At 40.4% G+C, this 18065-nt stretch carries 16 protein-coding genes; 6 read left to right on the top strand and 10 right to left on the bottom strand.

The genetic code is table 11. The features are described 5' to 3' along the window. The first annotated feature begins 205 nt into the window (after positions 1-205). A complete protein-coding gene (locus tag CA2015_RS23665) occupies positions 206-592 on the top strand; it encodes a VOC family protein (protein ID WP_048644132.1) in 387 nt (128 codons plus the stop codon). Positions 593-605: 13 nt separating this feature from the next. Here CA2015_RS23665 and CA2015_RS23660 read toward each other — a convergent pair whose 3' ends face one another. From CA2015_RS23660 to CA2015_RS23635, 6 genes are all read right to left on the bottom strand, one after another. Then, positions 606-1478 (bottom strand): DUF5777 family beta-barrel protein, encoded by an 873-nt coding sequence (locus CA2015_RS23660; protein ID WP_048644131.1) that lies wholly within the window; start codon positions 1476-1478, stop codon positions 606-608. Beyond that, the gene (locus CA2015_RS23655) at positions 1475-2020 is read right to left on the bottom strand and encodes a YceI family protein (protein ID WP_048644130.1); all 546 of its coding nucleotides are present in this window, start codon (positions 2018-2020) and stop codon (positions 1475-1477) included. The genes CA2015_RS23660 and CA2015_RS23655 overlap by 4 nt, the downstream gene beginning before the upstream one ends. Before the next feature lie 6 nt (positions 2021-2026). Continuing rightward, the gene (locus tag CA2015_RS23650) at positions 2027-2389 is read right to left on the bottom strand and encodes a hypothetical protein (RefSeq protein WP_048644129.1); all 363 of its coding nucleotides are present in this window, start codon (positions 2387-2389) and stop codon (positions 2027-2029) included. 224 nt (positions 2390-2613) lie between these two features. Beyond that, positions 2614-2847: a hypothetical protein gene (locus CA2015_RS23645; protein ID WP_048644128.1), complete on the bottom strand. Its 234-nt coding sequence runs from the start codon at positions 2845-2847 to the stop codon at positions 2614-2616. Between the two features lie 5 nt (positions 2848-2852). Further along, the gene (locus CA2015_RS23640) at positions 2853-4040 is read right to left on the bottom strand and encodes a porin family protein (protein ID WP_048644127.1); all 1188 of its coding nucleotides are present in this window, start codon (positions 4038-4040) and stop codon (positions 2853-2855) included. Beyond that, positions 4012-4596 carry an RNA polymerase sigma factor gene (locus tag CA2015_RS23635; RefSeq protein WP_048644126.1) on the bottom strand — a complete coding sequence of 195 codons (585 nt, stop codon included), beginning with the start codon at positions 4594-4596 and terminating at the stop codon, positions 4012-4014. The genes CA2015_RS23640 and CA2015_RS23635 overlap by 29 nt, the downstream gene beginning before the upstream one ends. A 391-nt stretch (positions 4597-4987) precedes the next feature. Between CA2015_RS23635 and CA2015_RS23630 the strand changes: the two genes are divergently transcribed. The 4 genes from CA2015_RS23630 (at position 4988) to CA2015_RS23615 (ending at position 11144) form a co-directional block, all read left to right on the top strand. After that, entirely contained in the window at positions 4988-5233 is a 246-nt protein-coding gene (locus tag CA2015_RS23630) for a hypothetical protein (protein ID WP_048644125.1), read from the top strand. 270 nt (positions 5234-5503) lie between these two features. Continuing rightward, positions 5504-8203, top strand: coding sequence for a DUF1553 domain-containing protein (locus tag CA2015_RS23625; protein ID WP_240477882.1), 2700 nt, complete (start codon positions 5504-5506; stop codon positions 8201-8203). Further along, the gene (locus tag CA2015_RS23620) at positions 8200-9687 is read left to right on the top strand and encodes a DUF1501 domain-containing protein (RefSeq protein WP_048644123.1); all 1488 of its coding nucleotides are present in this window, start codon (positions 8200-8202) and stop codon (positions 9685-9687) included. Before CA2015_RS23625 ends, CA2015_RS23620 begins: the two co-directional genes overlap by 4 nt. Positions 9688-9692: 5 nt before the next feature. Beyond that, positions 9693-11144: a c-type cytochrome domain-containing protein gene (locus tag CA2015_RS23615; protein WP_048644122.1), complete on the top strand. Its 1452-nt coding sequence runs from the start codon at positions 9693-9695 to the stop codon at positions 11142-11144. A gap of 143 nt (positions 11145-11287) precedes the next feature. Here the strand turns inward: CA2015_RS23615 and CA2015_RS23610 are convergent, their stop codons facing one another. The 3 genes from CA2015_RS23610 to CA2015_RS23600 all read right to left on the bottom strand — a co-directional run bounded on the left by CA2015_RS23610 (position 11288) and on the right by CA2015_RS23600 (position 16792). Continuing rightward, entirely contained in the window at positions 11288-12289 is a 1002-nt protein-coding gene (locus tag CA2015_RS23610) for a hypothetical protein (RefSeq protein ID WP_048644121.1), read from the bottom strand. A 246-nt stretch (positions 12290-12535) separates the two neighbouring features. Beyond that, positions 12536-13678: a hypothetical protein gene (locus tag CA2015_RS23605; RefSeq protein WP_048644120.1), complete on the bottom strand. Its 1143-nt coding sequence runs from the start codon at positions 13676-13678 to the stop codon at positions 12536-12538. Between the two features lie 153 nt (positions 13679-13831). Beyond that, positions 13832-16792, bottom strand: coding sequence for a DNA polymerase III subunit alpha (locus CA2015_RS23600; RefSeq protein ID WP_048644119.1), 2961 nt, complete (start codon positions 16790-16792; stop codon positions 13832-13834). Between the two features lie 225 nt (positions 16793-17017). Here CA2015_RS23600 and CA2015_RS25485 point away from each other — a divergent pair, with 225 nt between their 5' ends. Further along, on the top strand, positions 17018-17119 hold the full coding sequence (locus tag CA2015_RS25485; RefSeq protein ID WP_157470582.1) for a hypothetical protein: 102 nt from the start codon (positions 17018-17020) through the stop codon (positions 17117-17119). Positions 17120-17393: 274 nt separating this feature from the next. On the opposite strand, the gene CA2015_RS23590 is transcribed toward CA2015_RS25485, so the two are convergent. Then, a complete protein-coding gene (locus tag CA2015_RS23590; RefSeq protein WP_048644118.1) occupies positions 17394-18026 on the bottom strand; it encodes a hypothetical protein in 633 nt (210 codons plus the stop codon). Positions 18027-18065 lie beyond the last annotated feature (39 nt).

The following is an 18065-nucleotide window of genomic DNA, read 5'->3' as shown; positions in this document are numbered from 1 at the left end:
CGATATTTCTTTATATTTGTTCTAACTTAAAATATTGATTTAAAAATCGGATACATATCCGCCTAATTATATATAGTATTAGACCTGATCATTAAAGATTATTTTTATTTTTCCCCTCCATAAAGGTTTCACGATCCATGGAGGGGTTTTTTGTGTATAAGCACAATTAGTAGTTAACGATTCAATTAATAAAAAATAAAGACGCATGAAAATTGAACACATTGCTCTGAATGTAAAACATCCATTGGCTGTTTCGGATTGGTACGAAGCGCATTTGGGAATGACAGTGGTAAAGAAAATGACTTCATCACCCTACATGACTTTTTTGGCAGATGAAAGCGGTAAGGTAATGATAGAGTTGTACAATAATCCTGATGCTGAAATTTTAGATTTTGCCAATTTACATCCATTAATGGTGCACTTGGCTTTTGTATCTGAAAATCCAGAAGAGGAAAAGGAAAGAATGCAAAAGGCAGGAGCTGTTCTAATAAGTGACGACACTTTAGAAGATGGTACCCGATTATTAATGATGAGAGACCCATGGGGACTTGCTATTCAGTTCTGCAAAAGAGCACACCCTATGCTCAAGTAAATTTTATGAATTTCTAGTTGGACTTCAATTGAAAATTACGGGTGATATTAAAGCCGAAATGAATATCTCCATTGAATAAATCTCCAGTAGTGGAAGGAATAAATCCAGTTTCTGTCATTTCCTGGGCATTTGTAAGATGTAGCTGAAATACATGGCCCCCTGTCTCTATGTCAACACCTATAGATAGAGGGTTTGTATACCCTTTGTTTTGGTTAGCTAAGTGATGAAAATATTCCATAGTGAGGTGAACGCTTTTAGTGATTTTATAACCTAAACCTGCTCCTAAAGTAAATAAGTCATTGTTTTCTTCTCTTTCGGTTACTAAGTTTCTATGGATATAGGTTGGCATCAGTTGAAATGCCGCCTTGTGATTCATTTTGCGGGCCAATAATATTTGATGAGCGAAACTTAATCTTCGTTGGATATTCATGGGTAATTCTGGCCGTTTTAACGTTTTGATAGCTGTGTTTGAGACCCAGACTACAGTTATTGGCATTCCAGAATTATGCTGGCTTTGTTGGAAAATGCTGATTTTAGCAAATCCATCGTAGATTTTATTAAAGGAACTTCTTCCTACCCCGATGGTTAACCAATCCTTAACGGAATAATCCAAACCTAACCTCATGTTTGCCTCATCCATGCCGAAAAATTCATAAGCACCAGTATTGATACTTCCGAATCGATGGGAAATCAAAAACTCCAGATTTCCCCTTTTTCGGGTTTCTACTGTGTGCCCATTGATCAACCTAACTGCTTTAAAAGTGGATGATGGGGGTGTCCATTCGGTATTGTTCTCTTTCTTGAGTTGATCCAATAGATTTTCCTGGCCGTGTACGGTTAGAAGTAGCGGGAAAAAGAGGCTAAATAGGAGTAGGGATTTCTTCATTTTTCTTCTAATTTTTTTAAAACAAAATTAACAGTTACTTCCATTTCTTCTGCAATATTATAAAAGAGGACTTTGGGTATTTGAATTGCGTGATCAACCAATTTTATGGGGAAAATTGCCTTCATATAGACTTCATCTTCCCGAAATTCTATGTTACCAGAGATGTTTGCATTCACTGTTACACCATGAATCGTTAAATTTCCTTTGGCTTGGACTACTTGTGTCCCTGCTTTGGAAATGTTAAAACCTAAAAGTTCCCCGTCAAATGTGGCCGTAGGAAATTTATGAGATTCCATGAATTTCTCATTAAAATGTTCTTGCATCAATGATTTTGGAAAACGAAAACCATTGATAGGTACCAAAAATGCAAGACTACCAGTTTGAGCATCAAATAGGCCTGTAACAACTTTGTTTTCAGCCTTGATGTCTTCTACAGGAGCGCTACTGAAAAAGGTGACTTTTCCTTTTGTGGTTTTATAGCCTTGCGCATATAGGTGGGCAAGGGATAGCATACAAATGCTAATTAGTAGAAATTTTTTCATGTTATTTTAATTGTCCAAAGCACCTTGGTCCACCCAGCAGTAAATGAGTTCTTTTTCAGTATCACTAAGTTGTTTACCAGATGCTTTGGGTGGCATAATATTATTTTGTGTGAAATTTTTAATTTGATTCGCACGGGAGATTATATTTTCTGTAATGGAAAAATCAACCCGGTTTGTACCTGAAACATGGCAACCTGATACTGCACAGTTTTGATTTATAATAGGAATTATATCACCAGATAGGGTAGCTGCCTGCTCTTCGCATCGTTCTTTAGGTAATAAATCATCTTCGTTTTCACTTGAACAGGAGAAAGAAGTAATAGATAGGAATACCAATATTGCTGCAGATAAATAATTTTTAATAGTCATAGGTGTTTTGGTTTAGGGTTAAATGGAGTGTTTTTCTCTTGATTGCTATTAATATTTTTCGTGCAATCAATGTTACCAAATAGGCAGTACTAAAATGGATTAAGTAATTCTCTTTAGTTTATGGGAATGGCATTGTTTATTTGGGTTACAGGCGTATCATTTATTACTGTTTCTTAATTTAAGTCTATCTTATCGCCTCGGGCATCGATGGCTTGATTGACATGTTAATGATTTAGATTAAAATCTCCTTTTACTGTTTCTTCTAATTCAACTTCAATAAGGGTATTTGTTTCACTTTCTTTGGTGAAAGCGATGGGATTGATAGTCAGAGGTTCTGGCCTAGCATTCAGGTCATGGTTATGTTGTATTTCTGGGGAACTTCCACTTTCCTTTTCACAGGCACCTGTGAAAAGGCCCAACAACAAAAAGATTTTAATTGTTGATTTGATCGTTTTCATGAATTCTAAAATTTGTTAGTGTGGTTTGATGGATAATATTTAATACCAAAGAAAATCCCCATACTTTTTAAGTCGAGGTCCCCTTGTCCAATCCCCACCAAAGGGAGCCGAAAATAAGGTTCGGCTTGAATAGCGAATTTTTTTCCTACTTTTTGCTCATACCCAAACCCGAAATTCCATATTCCAAAAACGTGTTGGTTATTTCCGTTAATCACAATATCTTCTGAATAGGCTTTCCCATTTTTATATTCATAAAACAATGAATATTTTTCTTTTAACATAAAATAGGAAGACAAACCTGAACTGATAAACCAATTGTTTTTCAATTTTTTTATTGGATAGTACTTAAAGTTTAAGGGGACTTCTATAATCCAGCAGTCTCCTACCAAAAACTTATGTGCTTTATTATATCCTTCCCAATATCCTTCACCCTGACGATAAGTTTTTAGGTCATGGATCACTCCTAAGGAAACGCTCCAACTTTCGTCAAAGAAATATTCCAAACTGGCACCGAAATTCCTACCTGAAGATGGAATATGATTAAACTGAACAGCACTAAAATCAGGTGATGCCATAAGGAAGAGAGCGATTTTGTTTTTGCGAATTAGCTTGGTTTCATTCTGAACATGAATCAAGGATTTGCCAACTATTTTAAGATTTTTACCCCATTCCATTTGTCGATTTAATGCATCAAAAACTTTCCATTTAGAATCAGAATTCCAGTTTAGAGGAGGTATTTGATGTTTTTTAACTTTTTCTGATGTCCTTCTTAATGCTAAGTTTAATTTGGTTTGGTTATATTTTGTGGAGCTGTCAACTACAATTTGTACCTTATTTTTCTCAGATATCTCAATTGAAGCAATAGGTAAATCAGGGGGCTTTACCTTATTTTTAATTTCATCCGTTTCCGTTTTAAAGGAAGAAGCTTCCATTTGGATGTCACTTCCAATCGTTGGCTGAATTTGGCTATTGGTAACCGTCATCCAAACCGCTAAAAGAAACCCTACCAAGACAAGCGATCCAAATAGGGTCCATCTAGCCCCATTCAAAAGATGCCCCCCCTTATTATCGGTCAATTTTTTTTCGAAATTGACCCAATCTTGAGGAACATAATGGATATCTGGTTCGGAGGATAATTTTTTAAAGAAATCATCCAGCTCTTTATCAGTCATTTTTGATACTTGCTTCTTCATGATTTCTAACTTTTAACATGGTCCTCAATTTGAGCCTTGCTCTATGGAGGTTTGACTTTGAGGTTCCTACAGATATGCCCAGTAAATCGGAAATTTCCTGATGGTCGTAGCCTTCAATGGCATAAAGGTTAAAAACCGTCCTGTATCCTATGGGTAGCGCTTGTATGAGAAGTATTATTTCACTGTATTTTAAGTCGTTTGAGGCGTTATTTCCATGATCTGGGATTTCCGAAATATTTTCTAAGCCAATATTTTGGGAGTGATTCAGGTTTTTTTTGTAAAAATTAATGGCACCATTGATCAATATTCTTCTAAACCAAAGTGTAAAAGGTCGATGGGGATCGTAACGATCAATGTGTTGAAATACATTTAGGTAAGCATCATGGAGAATTTCCAGACTTTCTTGCCTATTAGCAGTGTATCGGAGGCAAATACTCATTCCATAACTGTAAAATTGTTTGTACAACTCCTCCTGACTTCTCCGGTCACCACTGGAAATTCCGTTTAAAAGTTTTTTTGACAGGTGTTTTTCCACATTTGCTGGGTTTGTATCCATCTATACAACATTGGTTAATCAATGGTTGCGTGGAGTAAATAATTTACAATATATTAATTGCTGATTTAGAATATTTTGCCGAATTATATTCTAAAAATTTATACAAGTCGATTAATGTTCAAAATACTGTCGTTTTAAAAAAAGCGGGATCTCTTCTTTAGATGTCATTAAGGAATTTCTTTCTCTGTAAGAGGAGAGCGCCATGCTTGCATTTACTGAGAATTTCTATGAGCGCCCCCATTATTTTTACTGACTACAATTTTATATGGAATTTGGTCGAAATCAGTTAATAGGGCAAAGCCAGAATAAAAAGTATAAATTTTGTCGAATTTTCAGGACAAAAAGTAATGCAGCACCGTAAGGTCTAAGAACCCACTATTTAATTATCAAGATGAAAAGTAAATTGTTGTTTCTCCCAGATATTTTATTGTTGCTATTCATATGCATTGCTTGCGAGCGCCATGAGTTTCGTCACAAAGAATTTGGCACTACTGGCGAAACGGTATTGTCAACCCTGATTACTGATAGGAGGATTCCTGAAAAAGAAAAAGAGTACAATGAACAAATATGGGATATCGTGAAAGACAACGTAAATGAGCATTTTATTGGCTTAATACCAGAGATGATTGAAGACTAGTTGGTGATTTTTTAATTCTTTTTTTTGGTAAAGGTAAGTGTTCGGCGCTTACCTTTTTTTTGAAACCCACTTTGTATTAACCAATCATATAATCATATATTTGAATTAAGCAGGTTTTTAATTACTTTGTTTCGTGATTGGTCTGAATAGTGAAATTTGAATATGGTTGACAATAAAAAAGCATTGATATACATTCTATCATGCACTTTCATTTTAGGGTTATTATGGTGGATAGTTCGGGTAATTCCCTTAGAGAATAAACATAAGTTTTTGCCAGAACTTGTACTGGGAGAGCGGGTCGACTTTAATAATGATATTAGGCCTATAATAAATAATAAATGCATCGCTTGTCACGGTGGAGTGAAGCGTTCGGGAGGCTTTAGCTTATTGTTTGAGGAAGAAGCCCTAGAAGCCAATGAGTCCGGAAAAAGGGCCATCGTACCCGGGAATGTGAACAAAAGCGAGTTGATCCAAAGGATTACCCATAATAATCCGGAATACCGCATGCCTTTGGAATCTACCCCACTTTCAGAAGAAGAAATTGACTTGTTTTCACGATGGATCAACCAAGGAGCGCAGTGGGATGACCACTGGGCATACAAAGCCCCTGAGAAACCAGCAGTTCCTGAAATAGATTCCAAATGGATCAGCAATGATATAGACCGTTTTGTTCAGGAAAAATTAGTAGAAAAACAACTTAGCCCAAACCCTACTTCAGACAAGCAATCCCTACTACGAAGACTTAGTTTTGACATTACAGGGTTACCTCCGACAATTACGGAAATGCAGCAATTTGTCAATGATAATTCTGATAGTGCTTATGAAAAAGTAGTGGACAGCTTATTGGCTTCACCTGCCTATGGTGAGCGATGGGCTGCCATGTGGATGGACTTGGCCAGGTACGCGGATTCAAAAGGATATGAGGCAGATAGAATAAGAGAAATATGGAAATATAGAGACTGGTTGGTTAATGCATTCAACGAAAACCTTCCTTACGACCAGTTTGTGATTACCCAACTAGCGGGAGATCTTAAGCCATCTCCCTCGGATCAGGATTTTATTGCTACAGCTTTTCATCGCAACACCATGAACAACGATGAAGGGGGGACTGACAATGAGGAGTTTAGAGTGGCAGCAGTATTGGACCGGGTCAATACCACTTGGACGGTCTTACAAGGGACTACCATGGAATGCGTTCAGTGTCATAGTCATCCATATGATCCTATTCGACACGAAGATTATTTCCGAAGCTTGGCTTTTTTTAATCAAACTGCTGATGCAGATGTGCCTAGCGAAGCACCAGTGTTGTTAACCTATATTGAAGAAGAAGACCAGAAAAACCTGGAATTGATAAAGAACTGGGCCAATGAGCATGGTTCTCAAAATAGAAATGGCGATTATTATGAACGCTTGCTGAGGCTGGGCGTGCCGAAGTTATATGCCCATTATTTTTATCAAATGGACAAAGGTCTTCCTATTCAGGGAACTGCCACATTTAAGGTGGATCAGGAAGTCTATTCATTTACAAAGGAATTGCCATTTGAAGGGGAAGATAGATTGGCGTTTAAGGCGAGAACAAATGGAAGTGAAGGAAAGATTTTATTTTATCTGGATAGTATTAATGGAGAAAAAATAGGAGAATGGAAGGTCAAAGCCAGGTTTAAGAAAGAGTATGATGAGGAGGAAAAAAAGGAAAAAACCTATTATCTCAATGAGGTCATCTCTTTGCCGATAAAAGCAGTGAACGGAGTTCATGACCTCTATATGGTTTGGGAAGGGGAAGAAGGAGTAGAACAAACTAGTACCTTTGAATGGTTGATGCTTCATCATACTTTGCCGGGAGTAGGGAATGAAAAATACCCGGAAGTAGAAAAAGCCATGTATGCGCTATTCAATTCCGAAAATGAAAAAGAAGCTACCCCCGTAATGGTTGATCTGCCAGAGAATTACCATAGGGAGTCAAGGGTATTTGAGAAGGGAAGTTGGATGGTGCCAGGAGAAGAAGTAGAGGTAGGAGTACCCGCAATTTGGAACCCATTTGATGAGTATGAAGGAAACCGAATGGGGCTGGCCAAATGGTTGTTTGATAAGGAGAACCCGCTTACTGCCCGTGTGATGGTCAACAGGATTTGGGAACAGTTTTTCGGTAGAGGGATAGTATCCTCACTTGAAGATTTTGGTTCACAAGGTTTTGCACCTACTCATCCCGAACTTTTGGATTGGTTGGCGATAAAGTTCCGCGATGATTTTGATTGGGATATTAAAAAATTGATAAAAGAGATAGTAATGTCTGGAACATACAGACAATCCTCCCACTTTACCGAGGAAAGTAGAGAAAAAGATCCTTTAAATGAATGGCTGGCAAGAGGTCCTAGGATTAGGCTAAATGCAGAGCAGGTGAGAGACCAATCATTGGCAATTTCTGGTTTACTAAGCGGAAAGATGTTTGGTAAAAGTGTGATGCCTGAACAGCCTGATGGTATTTGGCAAGTAGTCTATAATGGTACAAAATGGGAGACAAGTAAGGGAAGTGAAAAATACAGAAGGGCTTTGTATACTTTTTGGCGAAGAACCAGCCCGTATCCATCTATTATTTCCTTTGATGCACCTAGCAGGGAGTTTTGCCTCCCAAAAAGAATAGCAACCAATACTCCTCTACAAGCTTTGGTTACCTTAAATGATCCCGTTTACCTAGATGCCGCCATTGCATTGGGTAGGAGAGTGCTACTTTCTTCACATACTGATGAGAGCGAGAGGCTCTCACTAATGTACAGTTTGGCAATGGTAAGAGGGATAAGTGAAGAAAAGCTGGAGGCATTACAAAGTATTTACCAGCAAACCACTACCTATTTTGAAAATAGCCCTGAGGAGATTTGTAAATTAACGGGGGAAGAGGATAAAGCACTTGCCGTTTATACTGTAATGGCGAATGTTGTAATGAATTTGGACGAATTTCTGATGAAATCATGAGTAAAAGAATAGATCTTACCAGTGAATATCAATTTCGGGAAATGCAAAGCCGGACCCGAAGACATTTTATCAAGCAATGTACAACTGGTTTAGGCAGCATTGCTTTGGGAAGCTTATTGGGCTGTGGGAGAAGCAATTCTACGAATACTCCAGCAGATATAGAGGCTTTTGTTCGAAAACAAGTCCCCCATTTTGCTCCCAGTGCCAAGCGGATCATTTACCTGCACATGGCTGGTGCACCCTCCCAATTGGAGCTTTTTGACTACAAACCGGAATTAGCAAAGTTGGATGGGAAAGATTGCCCTCAGTCACTTTTGGAAGGAAAGAAATTTGCTTTCATCCAAGGGGTTCCAAAGATGTTGGGACCGCAGGCAGAATTTTCTCCTAGAGGGAATTCAGGCATGATGGTATCAGAAAATTTGCCTCATTTTTCAACCATAGTAGATGATGTGACATTGATTAATACCATGCATACGGATCAGTTTAACCATGCACCAGCACAATTGCTTTTGCAGACAGGCTCACCACGACTCGGACGTCCAAGTATGGGGAGTTGGGTGACCTATGGTTTAGGTTCTGAAAATGAAGATTTACCCGGGTTTATGGTTTTAGTATCTGGAGGTAATACTCCTGATGCAGGGAAATCTGTATGGGGAAGTGGGTTTTTACCTTCTGTTTATCAAGGTGTACAATGTCGATCTGAAGGTGACCCTGTACTTTACGTTTCCAATCCATCAGGAATAGATGGGGGGCTGCGTAAAAAAACCATAGATGCCATCAACCAGATCAATGAAAAAGAATACAAAGAGTTTGGAGATCCGGAGACCCTGACCAGAATCTCTCAGTATGAAATGGCATACCGCATGCAAACTTCTGTGCCGGACGTAATGGATATTAATGATGAGCCTGAGTATATCCATGAAATGTATGGAACTGAGCCGGGAAAGACTTCCTTTGCTAATAATTGTTTACTTGCAAGAAGACTTGTGGAAAAGGGAGTTCGTTTTGTTCAGTTGTTCGATTGGGGTTGGGACATGCATGGTGTAGCAGAAAGGGAAGCACTAGACACTGGCCTCCCAATAAAATGCAAGCCCATAGACAAAGCCATGACTGCATTGGTTAAAGACTTGAAACAAAGAGGTTTGTTGGATGATACACTCGTTGTTTGGGGAGGAGAGTTTGGGCGTACTCCGATGCAGGAGAATAGGGGAGGCAAAGAATGGCCATTTAAAGGCAGAGATCACCATACTGAAGCTTTCCCAGTGTGGATGGCTGGCGGTGGTGTAAAAGGTGGCTTTACCCTTGGAGAAACCGATGAAATAGGTTATTATGGCATCAAGGATAAAGTACATGTCCATGATTTGCAAGCAACAATTATGCATTTAATGGGTATGGATCATGAAAAATTCACCTATTTTGCACAAGGAAGAGATTTTAGATTGACGGATGTGTCCGGTAAAGTAGTTAGTAAAGTTATCGCATAAGTTAGATGGAGCAAGGATCAGATATTGTTATTTTCTTTGGCAGGTTTCACCCCCTGTTTTTACACTTACCCATAGGTTTTCTAGCCTTGGGGTTTCTAATGGAGATTTTATCCCGGAGGGATCAGTTTTCCTATCTTAAACCTGCTGTAGGTTTTGTGTTGGCACTAGGTGCCTTGTCCGCATTATTAACAGCCATTTTAGGATTGATGTTGGCCCAGGCTGGAGATTATGGGGAAGATCTGCTGTTTATTCATAAATGGGCAGGAATATTATTGGTGCTTTTTGCTTTCGGTAGCTGGTGGCTGCATTTCCAAAGAGAAAAAAAACCTACCCTACAAATCAAAAGGGCTTATTTGGGCTCTCTTTCTATAATGATGTTGTTTTTGGCTGGAGCTGGTCACTATGGAGGATCACTTACACATGGTTCTACCTACCTTACTCAGTATATGCCTGATACCATGAAAAAACTGGCTGGTATACCTGTAGAATCTAAAGGACCAAAACTAATTGAAAACCTGGATGAGGCGGTAGTGTATGTAGACATCATCCATCCCATCATGGAGCAGCGGTGCAATTCCTGCCACAATGCCAGCAAGAAGAAAGGGGACCTACAAATGCATACAAAGGAAGCGCTTTTGAAAGGTGGGGAAAATGGTGCCATATTAGAACCCGGAAGTGCAGCAGAAAGTGAGATGATCAAAAGGATTCACCTGGAAGAAAACCATGATGACCATATGCCTCCTAAAGGAAAGTCTCAGTTGACTGATGATCAAGTGCTTTTGCTCGAGTGGTGGATCAATGAAGGAGCTCCTTTTGATAAGAAGGTAGCTGAACTTAAGGCAGATGAGGAAGTAAAAAATGTATTGCTTACCTTATCTGACCCCAATGCAAACAAATCCGCTGTAGAGGTACTACTGGCAGAAGGTACTACTGCCATTGACGAAGAAAAATTAAATGCTTATGTGAATGAAGGCATTGCTATTAAGCGGCTTTCTAATGAAGACAATTGGCTACAGGTGACTTTGTATAGAAAGGATTCAGTAGATGCCATACTTGGGAGATTGGCTACAGACTTTCCTGACCAAATTACCTGGTTGGATGTTAAAGATACCCAATTGTCTGATGAAGGATTGGAGGCTGTAGGGAAATTAAAAAACCTTACCCGATTGAGAGCTGAAAAAACAACTGTCACTGATGCAGGCTTGGTCCATTTGGCAGGATTGGATTATTTAGAATCACTTAACCTTTATGGAACAAAAATTACGGACACTGGACTTGATCACCTGTCTAAATTACCTAACCTGAGACGCTTGTATGCCTGGGATACACAGGTGAGTAAAGAAGGCGCTAATAAATTTATGGAGGAAGCAAGCTTAATAGAGGTCAATTTGGGTTATGAAGTCAATGTAGTTGATTCCCTTACAGTAGAGGTAAAACCGATTGCGGTTAGCAATTGATTTCACAACTCTTTATTTTCTAAACAACAATAACCGTGGAAACCTACGGAAAACTAAAAATACCAAGCCCCCAATTCTTTCTAGAGTTGGGGGCTTGGTATTTAGTGCTGCTGTCAGTGAGCAATGGGGTATTTATTGCCTATTTAGGGTTTAAATGGATTGGCTTCAATATAATTCAATAATATACTTTTTACATTTTCTACTGTTCCTGATTTCATGCCTCCATCAGTGGCTCCGGTTATCCAATATAGGACCATGCCTGCATCCGAACAATCCCATTTACCTTTTTGAAATTTGACTACATCATCTACTTCTGCTATTTTTCCAAGCATCCATACCCACTGAATTCTTGGATCAGCGTGATTTTTGGCCCAATCCCATTGTGCTAAATCCACCTTCAAGTTTATGTTTTGATCAGGAATGCGAACTTCTTCAACTCCAAAATCCAATACCTGTTTCCAGGTATAAAAATCTCCTGCATTGTCATTCGCCGGATGATGGGTAATTACCTTTACAAATTGGTGTTTACCGTAATCGGCAGCCTCCAAAGCAAGTCCTATAATGTCAGGCTCACCTGCTTCAATGATCCACAATGGGTTTTCGGCCGAAGATTCATTTATGGCTTTAGCTAGATCATTGACGGTTTCCTCTTGTTGCCAAAGGGCGTCGAAAAACACCAGAGAATCATATCCTCCCCATCTGCGGGCCGTAACATCGCAGGCTACTTGCATCAAATAGTGCCGCTCCCTTTCAGCCCTTTCAGAAATTCTTGCCCCTCTAACCAAATCACAACTGTGGGAATAATGCACCAATCTGTCTGTTAATCCTGCTGCCCGCAACAAAGCTAAAGAAACAGCTGTTCCACCTAAGTCATCCGGATCAGGGGAATTGCCATCCGCCACAATGGCCATTCTTCCCGGTGGAGGAGAAATTACTATACCTAATTCAGTATCGAAATTTTGCAATGACTCTCCTTTAGCTCTTGATGAAAGCACGATTCCAGCCCTATCTCTGTCTTTTGAACTTCCATTAATCGCATTATTTGGTTTTACCCCTATATGACCAGCCTCCCTTACTGAATTTTGTGCTTCTGCATTTATGCTTAAGCAGGCCAAAAAAATTGCGGAAAGAAAAATTACTCGCATAGTGATTGTCTTTTTGAGATTATTGGATGATGTATTTCACATCGCTAGCGGTTCCAAAATTCATCGATTGGATCTTATCCGACTTTTTGGATGTGATTTGTAAAAATATCATTTAAAATCAAAAAATCTGTTTATAACCAGTGCTAGCAACCTGATTTTGAGTTAAAATAGGCCTAAATTTATTATATCGTCACTAAGTACCCTTTTTGGGGTTATTAATTCTCTAGCTATTTCCAGCAATTACTTCTACTGCGGCACCAATGCTACCTGATAGATGGTATAGAATTCAGGCTCCTGATCCAAAAGCTCAACATGCTGTCGCGCCCACAACCGATTTTTACCATCTACATGTGTAGGGGTAAAATTGGTGGGACAGAGGCCGACTTCGCTGTATACCCCTTCAGCTTCTCTTACCAGAAATTTTAAGGGGTTCAATCGGGCGTTAATTTTTTTGGCATCCTCCTGGGTGGCCGTTTTGTTGGCAATGATAACATCAAGAGACAATCCGGACCGGTAAAGGATCAGGTCTTTCTCATCCACCTTAAAATAGCTTTCTACTTCACCTTTCCTAGGCTTAGGAGTGTCGTAATCTTCACTTCCCCCAAACGGGTATCCCGGATTAAGGATAAAATCATCAAATGGGATACCTTCCACGGTTAATCCATTTTCCGCTTTGCTCAGGTCATGGGTATGAAATAAGGTGTCTGTGGCAAAAACAAAATGAATCTTGTCTTCATTCACCTGAAACATTGGCCTGATAAAATTAAAAGCCTTACCCTGTTTGTACCTGCTTTTAGGATGCAGGGGAGTAATGGGTACGTAGCCCCCTGAATCAAGGCTGATAAGGTCAAAGGTGTTGAAATGGTTGTAATAGTCCTCCTGATTTGTTGCGACTGGATGTTGGGCTCCTCCGGTAAAGGCAACTAGGTTGGTTTCATCGCCTATATTGACCTTATGCAAATGATCAAAGCCGGAGTAAGTCATACCTTGACCTGCATAGGGTTTCTGATGACTTTTAATATAGTCAAAATCAAGGTTATATATCACCAGCTTTTGTCTCCCCATGACAACAATACTGTCTCCTACAAAAGTAGCGGAACAAGCGGTACTGCCATAGGAGCTGGGCGCATCGCCCGGTTGATCGAAGGTGGAAAGAACCTCCCCGTTTTTATCCGTGAGGATGAATTGATTTTGCTGGAATTCATGGAAAAGAAATAAATCTTTAGTGGAGTGAACGGCATAAAGTTGCAGGTTTCCTAGAAAATCCACCTGTACTGAATCCACTATTTCTAAAGCGTAGGAAGTGTCTGAGAGGTTGTCATTATCTTTGGATCCACATGAGAAAAAGCAATTGATCAAACAGATTTGTAGTAGGATTGTCTTTTTCATAGTAAAATGATTGAACTATTAAGTTAATTAAAATTTAGCGATATTCCATTTCAAATAAGGTTTTATTCATTTTAAAGGGAATGATCAAATGCTAAGGGAGGATTGGCCTAGAACGCTTGTATAGAAGTGATTACCGTCCTCGTTTTTCTAAGGTTAATCCTCGGCATTCCAGTAGGCCATCCTTTCGCAACTGCTTACTTCTATGCTGTAAAAGTCAAACTCCTCAGTTACCTTTCCTTTGATAAGGTAGATGCCCCGCCCTTTTAGAGGTGTTTTTTTTACCACCGGAGGGAAATGGACCGTGTCTATCCAGTGCCCATCTTTGTCTATAAAAGTGCCGAAATTCATTATATCTCCCTTAACGGTGCGCGTGTACTTGACCGTGACCAAGTAGCCAATAAGCTGAACACGCTTGCCCAGGAATTGCTTCATTTCCAATGCAGCAATTCCCGAAGTTTTCTGATCTTTCACCAAGTGGAAAGGGCTGATTAACGGGAATTCCAGAATCTCCAGTTGATCGATAATCTCCTGTCTCAGGTCCAAATCTTCCAGCACGGGCGCCTTTAGCTCACGGAAGCCCGCATTGGCAAACAAGCGCTGACTTCCACCAACAGGACTTTTTTTGCGGTGCATGATAAAATGGGCTTCCCATAAACTCTCTTGTTTGCTCTTCCCTGTAAAACGAAAGCAACCGATTCGGATCAGAATCAGCACTTGCTCCAGACTGATATCTACCCTAGAGATAAAATCAGTCAGTCCAGCATAGGGGCCAGCCTTTTGCCTTTCAGCCAATAGCCTTTTGGAGGTTTCTTGTTGCAGGTATTTCATGTGTACAAAGCCCAAGTAAACTGTTTTTCCCTTGATATTGGTGAAATAGTCGCTTTCATTCAGGTGTGGGGCCTGTACATCTGCGCCATTCATTCGCAGCTCGTGTATGTAAAATTCTGTATGGTAAAAACCACCAAAATTATTGATAACGGCCACCATAAATTCCAGAGGATAATGGGCCTTCAGGTACAGGCTTTGATAGCTTTCCACAGCAAAAGAGGCCGAATGCCCCTTGGCAAAAGAGTATCCGGCAAAACTCTCGATCTGATGCCAAACTTCTCCGGTGACTGTTGCATCCCTGCCCATTTCTTGACAATTGGAAAAAAAACGATCTTTGACTCTTTGTAAGGCTCCTTTTGAGCGGGATTTGCCACTCATTCCCCTTCGGAGGACATCCGCTTCACTCAGTGTGAGCCCAGCAAAATGGTGAGCCACTTTGATCACATCTTCCTGATAGACCATGATGCCGTAAGTTTCAGGCATGATGTCATTCAATACAGGATGAGCCCTTTCCCTACGGGCGGGATTTACATGTCTCAGAATGTATTCCCGCATCATACCCGAACGAGCCACACCAGGACGAATGATGGAACTGGCCGCTACCAACTCCAGGTATTCATCGGCTTTCATTTTGGCCAGCAACATACGCATGGCGGGAGATTCTACATAGAATGCCCCGATGGTACGGCCTTCACGAAGATGTGCTTTGATGGCAGGGTCTTTCTTAAATGCAGCTACCTGACGGATATCCACTGTTTTTCCCTGGTTTGTATGGATCAGCTCCAATGCACTTTTGATATGTCCAAGGCCTCTTTGGCTGAGAATGTCGAATTTATGCAAACCAATGTCTTCAGCCACATGCATGTCAAACTGGGAAGTAGCAAAGCCCTTCGGTGGTAACTCGGTAGCGGTGTAATAATGGATGGGCTTGTGGGAAATCAGTATTCCTCCGGCATGGATGCTTAAATGAGAGGGCATATTGCGAATCACCTTGGCGTATTGATAGATCAGTTTCCCATATTGGTCGGGAATGTAATTGCTGCTGCCTAGCTTGTCACCATAGTAGATCAGGGATTCTATTTCCGATTTGGGTAGGCCAAAGACCTTTCCCAGTTCCCTCAGTACGGAATTGTATTGGAAGGTGTTAAAAGTAGCCAGCAGACAGACATGGTCCTGTTTGGGTTGATTATAGGTGTCGAATATATAGTGGGTGATTTCATCCCGGTCTTTCCAGGAAAAATCAAGGTCAAAATCAGGTGGGTTTTCCCGGTAAAGGTTGATAAAACGTTCGAAATACAGGTCCAGCTCAATGGGGTCCACATCTGTAATGGCCAGGCAATAAGCCACGATGCTATTGGCCCCACTGCCCCGGCCTACATAGAAGAAGTTTTTGTGCTGTGCAAAATTGACAATATCATAATTGATCAGGAAGTAAGAAACAAAGCCTTTTTGTTGGATAATCTCCAGCTCTTTTATAATGCGTTTTTCTTTGGTTTCATCCAGGCTGCCATAGCGGCGAAGGGCGCCTTTGTAGGTTTCCTGTCGCAGGTAATCAAAGTCTTCCCAGTCAGATCCCAGAATATCCCGCCGATTTTTCACAGCTTGAAAATAAAAGGAAAATTGGCACTGCTCCAGAAGCTTTTGAGAATTGTAAATCAGGTAACTGTGCCCCTCACAGCGCCCAACCATGTCGGCATAGCCATAAAACCGATCTGTGGGATCTCCCTGTTCGCTAAGCGGAAGCTTGCTGAGCAAGGTATTGCCATCCATGGCCCGTAGCAGGCGATGGGCGTTGAAGGTCGTTTTGCTGGCAAAGGAAACCGGTTGCAAAAGCACCAGGCGTTCTTTGGATTTGGCCCATGGGCTGTAAGGAAGCCGGTTGAGTTGCGAAGGATGTATGCCAAGGTATTCATTCTCCTTCAGGTCAAAGACGCTTTCCGTGAAAGGGTAAATTACCACACTGTGATCGAATACCGGTGCCCTTTCGGGAAAAGGCAATTTGTTCATCAGGTGATGGGAAAGGTACTTGTTCAGTTCATAAAAACCTTCCTGATTTTTGGCCAAACCGATAAATTGCTGTTTGTTGCCATTGCGAAAATCTATTCCTATGACCGGGTGAATGCCATTTTTTTGGGCCTCCCGGATAAAAGGAAACACCCCCGAACAGCTATTGATATCTGTCAGGGCCAGGGCGTCGAGTTTTTGCTTCTTGGCTTCCACTACAAGCTGTTCAACAGAGAGTGTGCCGTACTTGAAGCTGTAGTGACTGTGGCAGTTAAGGTGCATTTTGTTTATATAATTAACATTTACTGGTTAATAATATAAACAAAATGAATTGATTCCAGGGGGTTAGTAGGGAAATTTTTAACTCAGTAAAGACAATACTGGGTATTTCCAACACAGGATTTATCTATTAAAATAGCCATTAAGCTGCTTTTTTATCTTTATTCTATTGGTGATTTATTCCCTAAATTTTCTTATTTTAATTGATGCAATCAGTGATCCTTTCTAATGTTCAAGAAAAAGACCCAAAAAACACCGAAAAAAGAAATAGACAAAGCAAGTAGGTTAATGCATCAGTATTTTGATAAAGAAAATAATGAAAGATTATAATAATATAAATACATTTGATGAGCTAATCGAACTTGAACATGGTAAGATTGGTACCGAAAATCGAAATAAATACGAGGAAGGTGCACAAATGTTTATCGTGAGCGAAATGTCAAAAACTGGTCGCATCTCCTGCGTCGGCTTTCCCAGGGCTACAAATATTGCACCCCACTGAGGTGCGACATTGGGTATTGTCGTTGGATTGCTGCATTTCGAAAATGTTAGGTCTCGGAATGACGATTCTCCTATGATATTGGGTGTAAGCTTAAGTCAAGAATTACCTTATCACCGGTCGACCATGAACTTCTATCCAGTCCAGTCTTGAGCAGGCTTTGGATTGTCCTCCAGGCATTAAATCGGTAAAGCCTATTTCTTCCACATTCGATAAGTCTGGATCAGTTGCCGCACCTATGGCTACTATGCCTGTAGGGTCCAGGTGGTGCCAGTTGATGTCCTGTATATTGAATTCCCAGATGCGCCAGTCTTTAGAAGCGCCGGCAGATTGGTCACTTACCAGCCACTTTCCATCAGCCAGTTTCAGGGAAATTCTAAGTTCTCTTAGACCTACTTGTTTGGAGCGAAATTTCACTTTGGCAAAACCTGTAAGGTCTACGTTTTGTTGGCGGTGTTTAAGGCTTAGCATCCAGTTGCCCTCGCATAAACCTGACCAGATGTAAAAAGGATCGTCTACGGGTTTTTCATGGTTGCTTTTTTTGATTACATCTTTTCCCGGTCCATATAATTGTACGGTTAAATTCTCATTCTGCACATGGTTTTGGTTGACAGGTATTTCTGCGGGGGTTTCTTTCCAGTCTTCCCTAAAAAAGAGATCAGGGCGGTAGCTGCTTTGTGCTATGATAATTCCGGTAAATACCAGGTAAAAGCTGAAGCTTAGGAGAATCTGTTTCATGTGTAAGGAGTTGTTTTGATACGATGGACAGGCCTAATC

The organism is Cyclobacterium amurskyense (assembly GCF_001050135.1).
GTDB classification, from domain to species: Bacteria; Bacteroidota; Bacteroidia; order Cytophagales; family Cyclobacteriaceae; genus Cyclobacterium; species Cyclobacterium amurskyense.
This window is presented reverse-complemented; position numbering and strand designations above follow the sequence as displayed.